The organism is Rhizobium sp. L43, from assembly GCF_002531725.1.
Taxonomy (GTDB): domain Bacteria; phylum Pseudomonadota; class Alphaproteobacteria; order Rhizobiales; family Rhizobiaceae; genus Rhizobium.
In genome coordinates this window covers 269,571-286,837 of record NZ_NWSQ01000002.1, presented here as the reverse complement: position 1 = coordinate 286,837, position 17,267 = coordinate 269,571, and the positions used below count along the sequence as shown (strand labels likewise).

General features: G+C 62.9%; 14 protein-coding genes. 2 read left to right on the top strand and 12 right to left on the bottom strand.

Annotated elements, in window-relative coordinates:
- Window positions 1-167: 167 nt before the first annotated feature.
- Both CO667_RS03965 and CO667_RS03960 read left to right on the top strand, forming a co-directional pair.
- Window positions 168-518 (top strand): MarR family winged helix-turn-helix transcriptional regulator, encoded by a 351-nt coding sequence (locus CO667_RS03965; RefSeq protein WP_097612428.1) that lies wholly within the window; start codon window positions 168-170, stop codon window positions 516-518.
- 23 nt (window positions 519-541) lie between these two features.
- Window positions 542-1,402, top strand: a complete 861-nt coding sequence (locus CO667_RS03960) for an NlpC/P60 family protein (protein WP_097617159.1) — start codon at window positions 542-544, stop codon at window positions 1,400-1,402.
- Window positions 1,403-1,462: 60 nt separating this feature from the next.
- Here the strand turns inward: CO667_RS03960 and CO667_RS03955 are convergent, their stop codons facing one another.
- The 12 genes from CO667_RS03955 to CO667_RS03900 form a co-directional block, all read right to left on the bottom strand.
- On the bottom strand, window positions 1,463-2,887 hold the full coding sequence (locus CO667_RS03955; protein ID WP_097617158.1) for an amidase: 1,425 nt from the start codon (window positions 2,885-2,887) through the stop codon (window positions 1,463-1,465).
- A gap of 30 nt (window positions 2,888-2,917) precedes the next feature.
- A complete protein-coding gene (locus CO667_RS03950) occupies window positions 2,918-3,781 on the bottom strand; it encodes an ABC transporter permease (protein WP_097617157.1) in 864 nt (287 codons plus the stop codon).
- Window positions 3,782-3,784: 3 nt separating this feature from the next.
- Window positions 3,785-4,732 carry an ABC transporter permease gene (locus CO667_RS03945; protein ID WP_097617156.1) on the bottom strand — a complete coding sequence of 316 codons (948 nt, stop codon included), beginning with the start codon at window positions 4,730-4,732 and terminating at the stop codon, window positions 3,785-3,787.
- A gap of 393 nt (window positions 4,733-5,125) precedes the next feature.
- Window positions 5,126-6,646 carry an ABC transporter substrate-binding protein gene (locus CO667_RS03940; protein WP_179874051.1) on the bottom strand — a complete coding sequence of 507 codons (1,521 nt, stop codon included), beginning with the start codon at window positions 6,644-6,646 and terminating at the stop codon, window positions 5,126-5,128.
- A 147-nt stretch (window positions 6,647-6,793) separates the two neighbouring features.
- Window positions 6,794-7,714 (bottom strand): LysR family transcriptional regulator, encoded by a 921-nt coding sequence (locus tag CO667_RS03935; RefSeq protein ID WP_097617154.1) that lies wholly within the window; start codon window positions 7,712-7,714, stop codon window positions 6,794-6,796.
- 56 nt (window positions 7,715-7,770) lie between these two features.
- On the bottom strand, window positions 7,771-8,766 hold the full coding sequence (locus CO667_RS03930; RefSeq protein WP_097617153.1) for a P1 family peptidase: 996 nt from the start codon (window positions 8,764-8,766) through the stop codon (window positions 7,771-7,773).
- 129 nt (window positions 8,767-8,895) lie between these two features.
- Complete coding sequence (locus CO667_RS03925; protein WP_008525170.1) at window positions 8,896-9,090, bottom strand: hypothetical protein; 195 nt, start codon at window positions 9,088-9,090, stop codon at window positions 8,896-8,898.
- Between the two features lie 523 nt (window positions 9,091-9,613).
- Window positions 9,614-12,541, bottom strand: coding sequence for an aminotransferase (locus CO667_RS03920; protein ID WP_097617152.1), 2,928 nt, complete (start codon window positions 12,539-12,541; stop codon window positions 9,614-9,616).
- A gap of 115 nt (window positions 12,542-12,656) precedes the next feature.
- Window positions 12,657-13,541: a formyltetrahydrofolate deformylase gene (gene purU, locus CO667_RS03915; protein WP_097617151.1), complete on the bottom strand. Its 885-nt coding sequence runs from the start codon at window positions 13,539-13,541 to the stop codon at window positions 12,657-12,659.
- Window positions 13,542-13,759: 218 nt separating this feature from the next.
- A complete protein-coding gene (locus tag CO667_RS03910; RefSeq protein ID WP_097617150.1) occupies window positions 13,760-14,776 on the bottom strand; it encodes an acyltransferase in 1,017 nt (338 codons plus the stop codon).
- A 39-nt stretch (window positions 14,777-14,815) separates the two neighbouring features.
- Window positions 14,816-16,096, bottom strand: a complete 1,281-nt coding sequence (locus tag CO667_RS03905) for a hypothetical protein (protein WP_097617149.1) — start codon at window positions 16,094-16,096, stop codon at window positions 14,816-14,818.
- Window positions 16,097-16,098: 2 nt separating this feature from the next.
- Window positions 16,099-17,148: a glycoside hydrolase family 5 protein gene (locus tag CO667_RS03900; protein WP_097617148.1), complete on the bottom strand. Its 1,050-nt coding sequence runs from the start codon at window positions 17,146-17,148 to the stop codon at window positions 16,099-16,101.
- Between the last annotated feature and the right edge of the window lie 119 nt (window positions 17,149-17,267).

Below are 17,267 nucleotides of genomic sequence, written 5' to 3'. Positions count from 1 at the left end.
GGCCATGCGCAAAAGGTGTTGAGGCGTTGCGTGTTCACGCGCTGCGCCTCGCTGCCGATCGTTAAAATTTTATTCACCTTGCCGGACGGCAGTTCCCCGCGGCCCTTGCATGTCCATGGCAACTGCCGGAAAATGGAACGCTAGCGTAACGATCTTCCGGAGGGGCCGTGCCGATCGAACTGACCGCCTCGCAGGCGCTGGGGCTCTGGCATGGCGTGGCGCTCGATCAGGTCCGCCACGACGACCGCGATTTGACGTTGCGCCAGATGGCGATCCTGCTGCATATTTATCTGGTGCCGCCGCCGCATACGGTGCGCGGGCTTGCCGCGACACTTGAAGTCACCAAGCCGGTCATCACCCGGGCCTTGGACACGATGGGCGAGATGGGCCTGGTCGACCGGGTGCGCGACGAGGCCGACCGGCGCAACGTGCTTATCAAGCGCACCGTCGACGGTGCGCTTTACCTGGAAAAACTCGGCGATCTCGTCCGCGATCAAGGCCGCCGGCTACCGATCTGAAGGGCGATCTGAAAGGAATGCCAATGACGATGCTTGACCGCCGCCTGCATGCCTATCGGCCCGATCTCGCGGAAGCGGGGCTCGAAGGCAAGGTCGAGGCTTTGCGCTTCGTCGAAGGTGCGGCGGCGCGAGTCGCCGTTCCGGTTGTGGCGCTCCGCCCCGAACCGGAGCTTGCCCGCGGCATCGATACCGAACTGCTTCTCGGCGAGGATGTGACGGTTTTCGATCGCGCCGACGGCTGGTGCTGGGTGAAGGCCGCCTCGGACGGTTATGTCGGTTATGTCCCTACAGACGCGCTCTTGGAGGGCAGGCCGGCGCCGACCCATATCGTCACCGTTCAGCGCAGTTTTCTCTATCCGGAACCGGAACTGCGCAAGCCCCACCAGGCCATCCTGTCGATGGGAAGCCGCGTCCATGTCGCCGGCGAGGCGGAAGCGCGCGGCAATCGCTATGTCGTGCTCGAGGACGGCACGGCGATCTTCGCCAGGCACGTCCAGCCGATCGGCGCGCTGGATGGCGCTGATTACGTCGACATCGCAGGCCGTTTTCTGGAGACGCCCTATCTCTGGGGCGGACGTTCCGGCCTCGGCATCGATTGCTCCGGTCTCGTCCAGCTGGCGATGCTGATGACCGGCAGAGCTGCGCCCCGCGATACCGACATGCAGGCAGCCGGCCTCGGTGAGCCGATCGACCGCTCCGACATCCGCCGCGGCGACCTGGTGTTCTGGAAGGGCCATGTCGCCGTCTTCGAAGATCCGGAAACCATTCTGCACGCCAACGGCCACAGCATGACGGTGGCGCGCGAGAATTTCGAGGCCGCCGTCAAGCGCATCGGTTGGCTCTACGAGCAGCCCACAGGCTATCGCCGCCCGATGATCAGCTGACTGCATAATTCCTTAAATCGGAATCGATTTAAGGATAAAATTATGCAGCAATTTAAAGCCTTACAGCGTCCTTTGCGCGTCTGAAAAGACGCGCGGCGCCGTAACCGGCCGCGGCCAGGATCTCACCCCGCCCGTCCAGTCCTCGAAGGCTTTCGATAGTCTCAGAACCCGCATGTCGTCGAAGCGCGGCCCGACGATTTGCAGGCCGATGGGCATGCCCGATCGGGAGAAGCCGCAATTGATCGAGGCGGCCGGCTGCTCCGACATGTTCCACGGCACCGTGAAGCCGATATGCTCGAACGGCAGAGCCGGATCGTTGGTCGGCGATGCCCATTCGGCCGGATAGGAGACGATCGGATTGGTCGGCGACAGCAGGGCGTCGATCTCGGTGAACAGCCGTCCGCAGCTCTTGCGCATCTCGATCGTCTGGTTGAAGCCCCTGACCGCATCGACGCCTGGGATGTCGGCGCCGCCCTTCGCCCAATCCCCGATATAGGGCAGGATGGTATCGCGCCTGCTGTCGTCGAGCTCGGCGATATCGCCCCAGAGCCGGCATCGCCAGAAAGTGTCGAGGCCATCCAGCATCGCGCGTGTCAGCACCGGCTGGACGGATACGATTGTTGCGCCGGCCCTCTCGAAATGTTTCGCCGCCGATTCGACCGCGACCCTGATCTCGTCCTCCACGGCAAGCCCGCAACCGGCATCGAGCATCAGACCGATCCTCATGCCCGACATGTCGATGTCGAGATCCATCCAGTTGAAATCATTCGGCGGCAAGCTGGTGCCGTCGCGCCAGTCCGGCCGTGACAGCGTCGCCATCGAAAAGGCCGCATCCTCGACCGTGCGTACCATCGGCCCGACGCAGCGCCCGATATAATAGGGGTCGGCCGGAATGCGCCCATGGCTCGGCTTGAAGCCGAAGATGCCGGTCCAGCCGGCGGGAAGACGCACCGAGCCGCCGATATCGGTGCCGATATGCAGCGGCCCGTAACCGGCCGCCGCCGCTGCCGCAGCCCCGGCACTCGATCCGCCGGGGTTCTGTGTGATGTCCCAGGGATTGCGGCTGAGAGGATGAAAGCTCGACAGCCCGGAGGACAGCATGCCGTAATCCGGGCAAGTGGTCTTGGCGAAGATCACCGCGCCATCTTCCCGCAGCCGGGCGGCGGCCGGCGCGTCGGCATCCGCCGGGATCAGGCTCATCGCCTTCGTGCCTGATGGTACCGGCTGGCCCTTCGTGGCGATCAGTTCCTTCAGCGTCGCCGGGATGCCGTCGAGGGCGCCGAGTGTTTTTCCCTTGGCCCAGCGCTCCGTCGAAGCCTTCGCCTGCGCGCGCGCCGCTTCCGGGTCATAGAGGTAGAGCGCCGCAATCGAAGGCTCCCAGGCGGCGATATAGTCTTCGAGGGAAAGCCAGTATTCCAGAGGGGAGAGGCTTTTATCGGCGAAGTGCTGCCTGAGTTCGCGGATGGTGAGGTTGGTTTCGGTCATGGTCTTTCGGGCTTTCGTCTTGGGAGGACATCAGCGGCTAGCCTCGCGCGGGTCGAGCAGATCGCGCAAACCGTCGCCGAGCATGTTGAAGCCGAAGACGGTGAGCGCGATGGCAAGGCCCGGCAGGATCGCCAGCCAGGGGGCAAGCGCCAGATAGGTCTGCGCATCGGCAAGCATCCGGCCCCAGGTGGGCGCCGGCGGCGCCATGCCGAGCCCGAGGAAGCTGAGACCCGCTTCGGTCAGGATCGCCAGCCCCAGCTGGATGGCGCCATGGACGATGATCTGACTGACGATATTCGGCAGCACGTGGCGCAGCGAAATGGTCAGGCGCGTATTGCCGATCGCGCGGGCAGCCGTCACGTAGTCGCGGCTCCAGGCCTGCAGCGAGGTCGCAAGCGTCACCCGGGCAAAGACCGGGATCATGAAGACGGCGATCGCGGTGATTGCGGTGAACCGTCCCGGCCCGAGAAAAGCGCCGAGCACCATGGCCGACAGGATCGGCGGAAGCGCGAAGATGACGTCGCAGATGCGCATCAGCAGCGCTTCGAAGGGGCCGCGGATCGCCGCCGCCGAAATGCCTGATATCGAACCCAGCGTCCCGCCGATCGCAACCGCGGTGATGGCGATCGACAGCGAATTCCAGCACCCGGCCATCAGCATCGACAGCACGTCGCGGCCCAACTGGTCGGTGCCGAGCAGGCCGAAGGCAAGCGGTGGCTGCAGTTTGTGGATGATCTGCATTTTCGCCGGCGGCAGCGGCGTCCAGACGAGCGACAGCAGTGCCACGCTAACCAGCAGACCGATGATGACAGCCCCGCAGATCAGGTTCATTCGCCGGCTAAGTCTAAAGACCCGGCGGCGGTTGGCGATGGCGGTGGAAACGATCGGTGCCATGGCTCAGGCCGCCTTTCTCATCCGAGGATCGATGACGAGATAGGAGAGGTCGACGATAAAATTCACCACGATGACCAGGCCTGCGAAGAACAGCACGACATCCTGCATGACGATGATGTCGCGCTGCGCGAGCGCCTGAACGGCAAGCCGCCCGAGGCCGGGCAGGCTGAAGACGTTTTCCACCAGCACCGCGCCGGCGACAAGAAAAGTGAATTGCAGCCCGATCATCGTGAGGATCGGGATCAGCGCGTTCGGCACGATATGCCGCCACAGCACCGCACTACGAGAGAGCCCTTTGGCCACGGCCGTGCGGGCAAAATCCTCATGCATTGTGTCGAGCACTGCTGAGCGCGCCACCCGCGTCAGCACGCCCGCCTGCGGCATCGCCAGTGCGACGGCGGGCATAAGAAGTGCCTGCAATGCCGGCAGAATACCGGCGCTCCAGCCCGGAAAACCGCCGGCCGGCATCAGTCCGAGCATCGTCGAAAACAGGATGATCAACAGCAGCGCCACCCAGAAGGCGGGCACGGCGACGCTGATCTGCGAAAACAGCGTGGCGATGATATCGAAGACACCGCCGCGGCGCGAGGCGGCCAGCACACCGAGCGGCAAGGCAATCGCCACCGAAAGCCCGATCGCCATCAGCGCCAGCGGCAGCGTCACCGCCAGCCGCTCGACGATCAAACCGGCCACCGGGACGCCGTAGGTCAGAGAATTGCCGAGATCGCCGGAGAACACGCCGGTCAGCCAGTGCCCGTAACGCAGCAGCAGCGGTTGGTCGAGCCCGAGATCGTGGCGCAGCGCCGCCAGCGTTTCCGGCGTCGCCGAGGTGCCGAGCATGATCGAGGCCGGGTCGCCGGGCAGAAGATCCATGACGGCGAAGATCAGCAGCGAGACAATGAGAAGCGTGACGATGAGACCGGCGAAGCGGCGGGTGAGGAGGGTGATCATATCGGGTCGAGCACCGCGGCAACCGAACGCGGCACACCCTCTTTGCCCTCACGCGGAGCACCCGACGCGCCGGCGGCGAGTTTGGCGAGAACGCCAACCCCACTCTCCGTCATCCCAGGCCTTGAGCCTGGGATCCATGCCACTGCTGTTGCTGGATGCGGTGTGGATGCTCGGCTCAAGGCCGAGCATGACGGAGTGTGGGGGTGGCGCGAGGAACCATTCATGGCGCAGGCGCTTGCGTCAGGAATGCCATACGCCAACAAAACCAAATAATGTCGGCCCGGACTGAGCTGACCTGGTGAGGGAGGGAGAGGGCTGCGTGCCATATCGGCCAAATACATGTCGGATCTCTCCAAGGCCATCACCTCATCACATCCCGCCCCGGCCTACCGCTCACTCTTCCCAGGAGACTCCCGACAGCACATTCGATGGGATCGGCTCGTTCTCCCACAGGCCCTTCAGCTTCCTGTCCCAGACGCCGAGTTTCGGCATGACGAAGAGGTAGAGCGCCGGCACGTCCTCGGCGAGGATCTTCTGCGCTTCGCCGTAGATCGCATTCTGCGCGGTGGGATCGGTCGTCTCTTGGACCTTCTTCATCAGCGCGTTGAAAGCGGGGTTCTTATAATTGAAATAATAGGGATCGCGGGCATAGATGTCGATGTCGAGCGGTTCGGCATGGGCGACGATCGTCATGTCGAAGTTGCGGTCCTTCATGATGTCCTGGACCCATTTCGCCGGAAATTCCGTCGGCTCGATATTCATCGTCACGCCGATCTCGGCAAACATCGCCTGCATCACCTCAGCGCTGCGCGGCGCATAGGCCATTTGCGGCGATTTGATCGTGAAGGTGAAGCCGTTCGGATAGCCGGCCTCGGTAAGCAGCGCCTTCGCCTTTTCGACGTCATAGGGCAGCACGCCTGTCATGTCCTGATAACCCGGATCGTTCGGCGTATAGTGGCTGCCGATCGGTGTGCCGAGACCGGACCATGCGCCGTCAATCACCGTCTTGCGGTCGATCGCCATCATCAGCGCCTGGCGCACGCGTTTGTCGTCGAACGGCTTCTTGGCATTGTTCATGCCGGCAACGACCTTGAGCTCGGTATTGCCGATCCGGGTGACGAGCCTCGCATCGCCGTCGAAGGAACTCATCAACTCGGGTGCGGCAAATTCCGGAAAGGCATCGAGGTCGCCGGATTTGAGTGCCGCCGCCTGCGCCTGCGGATCGGCGATGAAGCGGAAGGTCACCTTGTCGAGCTTGGCAGCCGCATCCTTGTTCCAGTAATCGGCATTCCTGGCGAGTTCGACCTTGTCGCCTTTCGCCCAGCCGGCGAATTTGAAGGGGCCGGTGCCCACTGGCGTCGTCTTGTCGTCGGCGGCCGACTTCGGGGCGATCATCACCGAGGCCGGCCAGCCGAGCCAGTAGATCAGGCTGCCGGTCGGCGCCGAGAGATGCAGCACGAGCGTTTCGGCATCGGGTGTATCGATCGAGGCGATCGAGGCGAAGAACCGCTTCTGCGGATTGACCGAAGCCGCGCCGCGGGCGCGGTCGAGCGAAAACTTGGCGCTCGCGGCATCGAAGGCCTCGCCGTCATGGAATTTGACACCGGTCTGCAGCTTGAACGTATAGGTTAAGCCATCGGGCGAAATCTCCCAGCTTTTTGCCAGCTGCGGCTGGATCTTGCCGGCCTGGTCGATCGTCACCAGCCCCTCGAACACATTCTGCCAGGTCACCTGGCCGATCGCGACCGGTGCTGCGATCGTCGGATCGAGGCCGGTCGGCTCGACGCTCATGCCGAGATTGAGGGTGGTCTTCGCTGCTTCCGCCGGTGTCATCGCCGTCATCACCAGGCCGGCCGAAAGCGCGGCGCCGAGGGAAAGCCGCCGGACGAAAGGTGCAAACGAAAGCTTGTTCATCATGTTCCCTGTCTGGCCGCGTCGATGACGAAGGCCTTTTGCGGATAAAGTGACACCATACCGGTGCACACACAATGACGATTTTGTGTGCCCAGTGTAGCCGAAAAAGCTACACCTCAAATTCGCGGGCAATGCAAGCCGGAGGCATCAGTCTTTCGTCTCGCCCCGGCGGTGCGCGCGCTCGCGCATGAACCTCTCGATGAAGTCGAGCAGTTTCGTCGCGGCGAAGGACAGCTGCCGGTCGGGGGCGACGCAGAGATCGACGTGGGTGCGGATGCCGGTCTTGCCGGCAAGCGGAATGGCAAGGAGCTGCCCCGCTTCGATCTCGCGGCGGACTGTCAGCGCCGGCAGCAGCGTCGCCGCAGCGCCGCTGAGCACGAGTTCCTTCAGCATTTCGAGCGAACTGGTGACGAAGACCGGATCGAGGCTCAGCCCCTCTTTCTCGAACAGCGCGTCGAAGGCCTGACGGAAACCGAAGGATTGATCCGGCAGTGCCAATGGGTAGTCGGCGAGTTTCCGGATGGGGATCTCGGCAAGGGCGGCCGCCGGATGCTGCGGCGTGACGATGAGATCATAGGCGATCTCTGAGCGCAGCCGCACCTTGGTGCCTGATATGACCGGCGCAAACAGCGTTACCGCAATATCCGCCTCGGCGCTGTTGACGGCATCGACCGCCTGCCGCGCGCTGGTGATCGTCACGGTGAAACGCAGCTGCGGATATTTCAGGCTGAATTCGGCAAGCGCCGGCGCCAAGAGATTGGCGACGGTGGCGCCGTTGGCATAGATGCTGACACGGCCGCGCTGCAGGCCCTTCAGGTCTTCGATCAGCTGCTGTACGTGATCGAGCTCGCGCAGCGTCCGGCCGGCGCGGGCAGCGAGCAGCTCGCCGGCCGCCGTCAGCTTGACGCCGCGGGCGCTGCGTTCGACCAGCGGCGCCCCGAAATGATATTCGAGGTTCTCGATCTGCCGGCTGATCGCCGTCGGCGCGACATTGAGGTTCTCGGCCGCCTGGCGCATGGAATTGGTCCTGACCAGCTCGTCGAAATACATCAGCGCCCGGATCTGCATTTACGTCTCTCCGCCATTCGGCATATTCGATCTGTCCGGGTTTTGACCCTATCCAATCAATCGGCGTTCGGGTAGCGGTCGCGCCAGGCCATTTGCGCGCCCTCGACCGGCAAAGCGGTTGCCGCGTGGACGCCACGGGCGATTGCCCGCGCCATGACGATGGTGGCGAGGTGGCAAAGCTCCATCAGGCTCGCCATGTCGTCTCTTCGATGCTTCGCCGTCGATGCGGCAAAGACGGTATCGCCGTCGAGCGGCAGATGCGCCGGCAGCAGCGCCCGGGCAAAGCCGTCATGGCCGGCCAGCGAAAGCCGGTGCGCCTCGGCCTTGGTCAACTGCGCGTCGGTGACGACGGCGCCGATCGTCGTCGCAGGCGTATTCATGCCCTTGAGCCGCATCCGGTGGTCGGCCACACCAGGCATGCCGAGCCCGCCGAATTCGCCCTCTTGCTCGAAAGGTGCCGCCCAGAAATGCGGCCCGTCGCCGATCGTTGCCGAGCCCAGCGCATTGACCGCGACAACAGCCGCGACGCGATGCCCGGCGCTGCTGACGGCACTGGCCGAGCCTAGCCCGCCCTTGAAGGTGGCTGTCGTCGCCCCGGTGCCGGCGCCTATGGTGCCGAGCGCGAATGCGCCCTTGGCGGCCGCTTTCAATGCTTGATAACCCATGTCACGATAGGGCGAATGCAGGCCCCAATCCTTGTCGCCGCCATTCAGCAGGTCCATCAGGATCGCCTGTGGCACGATCGGTATGCGCACCGGCCCGACGGCAAAGCCGCGGCCGAGTTCGCGCAGGCCCGCCTGCACACCGCCGGCGGCATCGAGTCCGAAGGCAGAGCCGCCGGACAGCACGAAGGCATCCACGGTGCTGACGGTCATCGACGGGTCGAGCAGGCCGGTGTCGCGCCCGCCCGGCGCCCCGCCGAGCACCGTGCCGGAGGCGACGGCCGGTTCGTCGAAGACGATGACGGTGACGCCGGAACCGAGCGCGAGGTCGGCCGCATGGCCGACGGAAACACCTTCAATATCGGTGATGAGGTTGAGAAGATCGGGCAAGGGCGCGTCCTTATACGGAAAGGCCGCCGATAGGACTGCAATTGCCCTCAAAAAACAAGACCGGCCCCATTTGGCGGGACCGGTCGGACATCGGTGAAAGCCGTGAATGCCGATCGCGGCCGCATGCCGTCAGGCATGAAGCGGCTTCGGATGACGGCGGGTCATCAGGTCGTGGATGGCCAGCCGCACCTCATCCGGCGAGCGGAAACGCTGCTCGTCGAGGTCGTGGACATGGAATTTCACGGCGATGAATTTCAGCCGGTCTTCGTCGGGAATGACGATCCCGACGGGAACGCCTGCATATTCGATAACTTGCTTCTTCATAAATAGAACTCCTGCCGCGCGACATGCGCAGCCATGGCGAATTGACTTGTCTGGTACCGTTGAAAGGAGGACGAACGTCACATTCGACAGTTCGGGCGGGAGAGGGCGCCCGGACGGTCATTGCCAAGCACAGGTCGCCCAAGCAGATCGGCGAGAATATCGAAGTCTATCATGTCTCGTTCCTTGCGTTGGCGTTGCGCTTGAATGGTCCCGGAAGAGCCCGGGGCCGGTGATGGCTGCCTTTGGTAATCTACTAACTTGGTAGAGATTACCCGATAGCCTGTCAGAAACATATTCCGAAACGTGTCAAAATATCGACGATCCGAAAAAATTCATTCCGCCGTAGCCCGACCTTACAGAAAGAAACATATCAGCTCTTCGTAAAATTCGCATGACAGAATCAAAGTTTCATCGATCACCGCGGCAGACATAGGAAGCCTCGCCGTCTCAGGCAATGGCCGGTTTCATTAAAAGTCGAAACGCCTCGAAATGACCGATTTGGTTAATTCAGGAAGGCCCTGTGTCACCAGCCTTCATCAAGCACCTTTTCCAGCATGTCGGCGAAGAAATCGGCGCTTTCGATGCTGAGGCAGAGCGGCGGTTTGATCTTCAGCACGTTTTGGTGATCGCCGGTCGGCTGCATGATCACGCCGAGTTCGAGAAGCCGGTCGCAGATCGCAGCCGTCTCCGCCGTCGCCGGTTCCAGCGTCGTTCTGTCGCGGACGAATTCGAGGCCGAGATAGAGCCCCATGCCGTGCACGGCGCCGGCGATCGGATGGCGGTCGATCAGCGCCGCAAGCCGCGCCTTCAGATGATCGCCGACCGTCCGGGCATTTTCCTGCAGCTTTTCCTCGGCGATGATGTCGAGTACCGTCATGCCGGCGATGCAACTGACCGGGCTGCCGCCGGTGGAGGAAAAGAACGAGCCCTGCTTCTCCAGCGACTGGGCGATCTCCCGCGTGGTGATGACGGCGCCGAGCGGATGGCCGTTGCCCATGCCCTTGGCGATGGTGATGATATCGGGCACGACCCCTTGCTGTTCGAAGCCCCAGAAATAATGTCCGAGCCTGGAATAGCCGACCTGTACCTCATCGGCGATGCAGAGGCCGCCGCGGTCGCGCACCTGCGCGTAGATTTCCCTGAGATAGCCGTCCGGCAGCGGAATGCCGCCGGCATTGCCGTAGACGGATTCGCAGATGAAGCCCGCAAGGCCGTCGCCGCTGGCGTCGATCGCCTCCAGCACCGGCGTCGCCATGCCGAGATAATCCGCTGCCGTATCGGGACCACGGAAGTCGCCGCGGTAGGTGTTCGGCGACACGACGGTATGCACCCAGTCCGGCCGGGTTGTCAGCGCATGCGGATTGTCGGCGATCGAGGTGGAGACGGCATCGCTTGCCGCCGACCAGCCATGATAGGCTTCGAGCAGGCAGAGCATATTGCGCGCGCCGCTACGGGCCTGCGCCAGCCGAAGCGCCAGATCGTTTGCCTCCGATCCGCTGTTGACCAGGAAGACCGTGTCGAGCCCATCCGGGGCCAGTGCGGCGAGGCGTTCGGAAAATTCCGTGATCGCGGCATAGTGGAAGCGTGAATTGGTGTTGAGCCGCAGCCATTGGGCGCCGATCGCCGCTGCGAGCTTGGGATGGCCATGGCCGAGAATGGAGACGTTGTTGACCATATCGAGATAGGCGCGGCCCTCGACGTCGAACAAATGCTCCCGCCAGCCGCGCTCGATCTGCGGCGGCGCTCCGTAATAGTTCTTCTGCGCTCCGGCGAGATGCGTCTGTCGCCTGGCGAGCAGCTCGGTGCTATCGGCCCGCGGCGCATCCGCTTCCGGGCCGAGAAGCAGCGAGGGAGAAGGGCAAAGCACCGACCAGGCCGCTGCCTCGCGGGGTGTGGCAAAGAGCGGCGGCTCGAGCCCGGCGACGCTGCAAAGCTGGACGCGCAGACCGCCGAGTGACGAAGCCTCTCCGACAACAGTGCCGAGCGGGTCGCCGGCGGCAATCTCGGCTTCATCCTCGACCGAGAGGTCGAGCCCGTCGAGGTGCAGGGTCACGCTGTCGCCGGCGAGCGTCAGATGCTGGTCCTTCCAGCCGATCCGGCCGGCAAAGGGTGCGGCGACTGCGCTGCCTGCGGCAAGGCAGATATCGATATGCAGGGCGCAGGTCGCCAGTTCCTTCGCGTTTCCCAGGCTCGCGCGGGAAAGCCGGTATTCGCCGTAGCGCGTCGCTGCCGTGCCGTTTTCGGTTGCCGCCCGGGCAAGCAGCCGCCAGTCCATGTCGGCATTCAGCCAGTTGCCGGCGGAAAAATGCGGGCTCCGCACCCCAAGATCGACATAGGCGATCCCGGCGGGGTCGATGTCAGGCAGCAACGGCAGCCATGCCGATGCTTCCGGGACGGCAACATCGGCGCCGGCTGCCTTGAGGATCGCGGCTTCCATGAGCTCGAAGGGCACGGACATCGCCGTATCGAAGATCGCCCATTCGCGGTCGAGATTGCCGCGGACATAGTCATTATCCGGATCGACCGAAATCTGCTGCTCGCCGCTGGCAACAAGAATGACCGCGCGGGCGACGACCAATGGCCAGAGCGCCTTCAGCTCCTCGTCGGTCAGCGGATAGATCGCCTGATAGGCGGTAACGGCCGGCAGGATATGAAAAGGGTCGCCCTCTGCCTGATGCAGCAGCGAAGCACAGGTGACGGCGAGGTCGCCGATCAGCCAGCCGCGGATGATGTCGCCGAAATCGATCACCCCGTCGGGGATGGTGTGGCCATGGGCATTGCGGCGGCCGACGACATTGTCGCCGGTGACGTCGTGATGCACCGCCTGTAGCCGAAGCGACGGCGCCAAGGGCTGAATGCGGCGAACGGCCATCACCATGGTCTTGGCGATCCGGTCGCGCGCGGCGCTGTCGGTGATGGCGGAAAGCAGCTGCACCGCGACCGGCCCGGCGCGCCTGAGATCCCATTGCAGGCTGCGGTCGAGGCCCGGATGGTTGAAATCGGCAAGCGCCTGCGCCAGCCTTGCGCAGAGCGCGCCGAGTGCGGCGACCGAAGCCGGCGCCACATATCTCAGTTCCGTCAGCCCCTGGCCTTCCAGATATTCCAGCAGTCGGACCTGGTAGCCTTGCCCGCGCACGGTCAGGACGACGATCTCGCGCCCGTCATTCGTGGCGATCACATTGGGAACGCGTGGCGCATCCGGCTTGCTTTTGAGGTGATGGATCGCCGCATTCTGCGCTTCGAGTTCGCGGGTCTCGTAGGCAGCATGGCAGATCTTCAGGACATAGCGGCCCCTATTACTATCGACGCGATAGTTTCGGTCCTGCTGGCTGCCGAGTTCGACAAGAGTGCCGGAGAGGCTGTAATGAGCAAGCAGGATCTCTTCCGCGTCCACGACGGTGACGTCGGGACGCGGCAGCGCCATGCGATCAACAAGCACCTCGTCGGTCATGGCACCCCTCCCGCAGCATGATTCGATTACCTCACACGATAATCAAATACTTGCCGCTGGCAGGCAACGGGAGATTGTCGTTTGCCAGCAAAAGAGATGTGGGGCTTGCCGGCGCTCAACCCATGCGTTCGGAGGCGTAGCTGCCGGGGCTGGCCGGGAAGACGACGGTGCGGTTGCCGTTGATGAAGGTGCGGTGGTGGATATGGGCGTGGATGGCGCGGGCCAGCACCTGGCTTTCGACATCGCGGCCGATCGAGACGTAGTCGTCGGGCGACTGCGCATGGGTGATGCGCGCCGTGTCCTGCTCGATGATCGGACCTTCGTCGAGATCGGCGGTGACGTAATGCGCCGTCGCGCCGATCAGTTTGACACCGCGGCCATAGGCCTGCTTGTAAGGGTTGGCGCCCTTGAAGCTCGGCAGGAAGGAATGGTGGATGTTGATGATCTTGCCCGACATCTTGCTGCACATCTCGTCCGACAGGATCTGCATGTAGCGGGCGAGCACGATCAGTTCGGTGCCGGTCTGCTCGGCCACCTCCATGATCCGGGCCTCGGCCTGGACCTTGTTGGCCTTGGTGACCGGGATATGGTGGAAGGGGATGTCGTGATTGACCACGACCTTCTGATAATCGAAATGGTTGGAGACGACGCCGACGATGTCGATCGGCAGGGCGCCGATCTTCCAGCGGTAGAGCAGGTCGTTGAGACAATGGCCGAAGCGCGACACCATCAGCAGCACCTTCATGCGCTTCTCGCTGTCGTGGAATTCGTACTCCATTTCGAAGGGTGCGGCGACGGGGACGAAATCGGCGCCGATCTCGGTGCCGGAAAGACCCTCTTCGGAAATGAAGCTGACGCGCATGAAGAACTTGCCGGTATCGAGATCGTCGAACTGGCTGGAGTCGATGATGTTGCAGCCCTTCTCGGCCAGATAGCTCGAAATCGCCGCCACGATGCCGCGCGTCGATTTGCAGGATACCGTCAATACATAGCTTTTCATGTCTCTCCCTCTTCCCTCTGCAAGGCCGCCGCCGTGCTTAGATCAAAGCCCGGGCCGCGAATAGGCCGGCGCGCTTTCATTCATGCGACAAATTGCAAGAGAAACCATCACGTTTCTGCAAGTTCTGTCATTGCCAAGTCTGAAGCTTAGGAGAAGTTGCGCAAAAAACTGTACCGTCAGCGCCGCTTGGATGCGTATTCTCGCCTTCTGTGCCGAACTTAGGCCGGCGGGCGGCTCGCCACGGCCGTTTTCCGGCGGGGCGTGGTGATCTCATGGATAGTGGCGCCGCCGATCGACGAGAGCACCAGCGACAGAATCACGAAGAGCACCGGCTGCTGCAGCATGCCGATCGGCAGGCGGTCGGCGACGACCCTGAGGAAAGCCAGCGTGAAGGCGTGGGTGATATAGATGCTGTAGGAGCAGTCGCCGAGATAGTTCAGCCATCCCACCACCGGCAGCCTGGAAAAATCGATGGAAACAGCGCCGTAGACGATGAAGATCGCCGGGATCCCCCAGGCGTAGAACCGGCTTTCCGGCCGCATCAGCGCCTCGTTGATGAAAAGAAACGCAAAACCCAGGGCGAGCGCCGCCCAGGCCCAGCGGCTCGGCAGCAGCAGCTTCTGCCCGTAGAGCCAGCCAAGCACGACGCCGGCGAGAAACTCCAATATGATCGGTTCGCCGTAGAACCGGCTGGCCGTCGTTTCCGGCAGCAGCCGGCAGGCGATCAGGATGACGGCGAAGACGGCAAACATCGCCGGGATGCGGCGGACTTCCGAAAGCGGCAGCAGCAGCGCGAACACGAAGTAGAAGAACATCTCGTAATTCAGCGTCCAGCCCGGAACGACCACCGGCGTGATCGTGCCGGGATCGGCGGGATTGGCCCATGGCAGGAAGAACAGCGAGGCGATGAGATGCGGCAGGTCGAACACCGTCGATTTCAGCAGTGACGGGGCCACCAGCGCCACAATGGCCGAAAACAGCGTTGCCAGCCAATAGAGCGGCACGATCCTCCTGATGCGCCGGCGGGCGAAATCGACCGGGCTCATCGCCCGTCCGCTCGTCGTCAGCCACATCACGAAACCGCTGAGCACGAAGAAGATGTCGACGCCGGTTTCACCATAGACGAAGGCGGTGGCGTCGACCGCCGGATTGACCTTGGCAAGCTGCAATATCGCGTGGAAATAGACGACCATCAGCGCCGCGACGGCGCGCAGATATTGAAGCTGGACCAGCATCCGGTGTCTTGCTCCTCGGTCTCAACCATGCCGCTGCGGTCAACTCTCTACATCTGCCGGACCACCCTGCCGGATGCGCGGGCTGTCGTGGAAGCGCATATATCCGACGACGAACCAAAGGAGACCGGCGATCTTCATCGAGAAAACGGCGGTTCCCCCGATCATCATATTCAGAAAAATGAAAAGAGAAAGTGAATGAGCGCAGCGCCGCTGCGCCGCCGTGCGCCCGGCGGGAAAGAGGCAGACGAACAGCCACAGTGCGATGACGCCGAAGATCGTTGCCGCGTAGATCAGGTAGACATAGCCGCTATCGGCAAATTCCGCGACCCGGTCGACCGAGAGCCCGAGGATGGCGAGCGGATCGAGTTCCATGATCTTCTTCATCGTCAGGTTGATGCGGCCGGTGAAGTTGTCGCCCGTCGCATTGGGTTTCAAGGTGTAGACGAGAAAACCCGCAGCGACGATCAGCGGCATCAGCGCCAGATTGAAATTCCTCGGGATCTTCGGAAAAACGAAATAACCGACGATGCAGGCAAAACAGAAGATCAGCATCGTGCGGGTGTCGTTGGTCACCAGGATCAGCACGGCCGTGCCGATCATCAGCAGCCGGTCCCAGCGGCCGAGCCTTTCCCACATCGAGATCAGATAGACCGCGATCACGCCGCAGAAATTGGCAAGCGACACCTGTTCGAGGAAGATCGAGGAGGAACGATGGTCGATGATGCCGAAGGAGAAGCGCTCGGGAAAGCCGAGCGCATTCTGGAACAGGCCCGTCGTGTTGTAGCTCAGCGGCAGCAGCCCGCGCGTATTGGCGAAATAATCGGACGGATGGACGATGCTGACATAGAACGGCACGCTGACGATCTCGAAGATCAGGAAGATCATGACGACAAGGCTTGCCCAGCGAAAGGCGAGCTTCATGGTTTTCTCGTTGCTCCAGCCGCCGAGGCCGGTGAAGCAGAAGATGATCAGGATGTTGCGGAAATGGTCGATGAACAGCATGCGGTTCAGCACGCTGACATAGATGGTCACGACGAGCGTGAACAGCAGGAACAGGAAGGCCGGCAGGTCGGTCTCGTAGATCCCCTTGTGCAGGATGTAGAGGATGGCGCTCGCCATGATCAGGCCTTCGCTGGCGGCGACATGCGTCATCGACAGCGGCATGATGTTGTGGTTGATGAAGGCAAGAATGCCGTTATAGAGCACCGAAAGCAGGCCGAGCCAGAGCACCGGGTAATCGACGCGCGACGCCGCGCCTGTGGCATCGAGCCGGTTGCCGGCCACAGTAAAGGTCGCAGCTTTGTGGTCGCTGACCGCCATTCTCATTTCCCCACCGGCTTGACGGCGGAACACGTGCCGGCATCGGCCTTTGCCGCCTCGGCCAGAAGCCGCATCTGCGGCCGCTCAGGGCCTTTGCGCGGCTGGACGTTGAACGGCTCGTCCGCCGGCCACCATTCGCCCGCCGCCCAATAAGACCAGCCGAGCCAGGCGTCGCTGTTCCCGGACATGGTCGCGTAGATCTCGGTCAGCCCGCTCATGCAAGCCTTGTCGGCGGAGGCGCCGAATTCGCCGAGAAAGCCGCGCTTGTGGTTGCGCGTCAGCCAGGCGGTGACGCCGGCGATCGCTTCGACCGCGGCATCAGCACCTTCGCAGGTCGGGTGGGTTCCGGAGGAATCGATGTCGAGATACTGGTGGACCTCATAGGCGTAGAAATCGAGCGGATCGCGCACGCCGAGCATGACCGTGCCGTTGGCGCCGCCGATCACGTCCTTCTCCCAGCTGTGAGCGCCGCTCCACGACGTACCCGGCACCAGAATGAGATTGCGAGCGCCGACGGCGCGGATGCTGCGGATCGCCGCATTGGCGGCGGTGAGCCAGTCCGTCGCCTTGATGTCGTAAGGCTCGTTCATCAGGCCGAAGAGAACGCCGTCCTGATTGGCGAATTCGACCGCGAGCCTTGCCCAGAAATCACCGAAGGCGGCATTCGTCGCCGGCGCCGTGCCGACCTGCACCTTGTCGTAATAGCCGAAATTATGCGGGTCGAGCAGCACGGCCATGCCGTGCTTTCGGATCAGGTCGACGGTATCCTTGACCCGCTTGAGTTCGTCCTCGTCGAGCCGCCCGCCGAGCGCCGGCTGCAGCCGCTCCCAGCGGAACGGCAACCGGATGATCGTCAGGCCCTTTTCGGCGAAATAGCGGATCGTCTCTTCGCTGGGATAGGTATAGTTGGTGCCGTAGGTGCCGTCGCGCTCGCCATATTCGCCGCCGGAAAGATTGACGCCGCGGTAACAGGGCGCCTCAGTCGCAAGAGCCGGCGAGGGGAAGAGAGCGGCGGCAAGCAGCAGCGCTGTCAGATGTCGTCTCGCCCTCATCGCTACCCCTCGCAATCGCGCCAAATCGCAACATTGGCGTCGCTGCGGATTATTTTAACGGTCCGTTAGCTAAGAATTTCTAAAGTCTCGGCACCTCGGCTTCAGTCTTTCACGCTGGG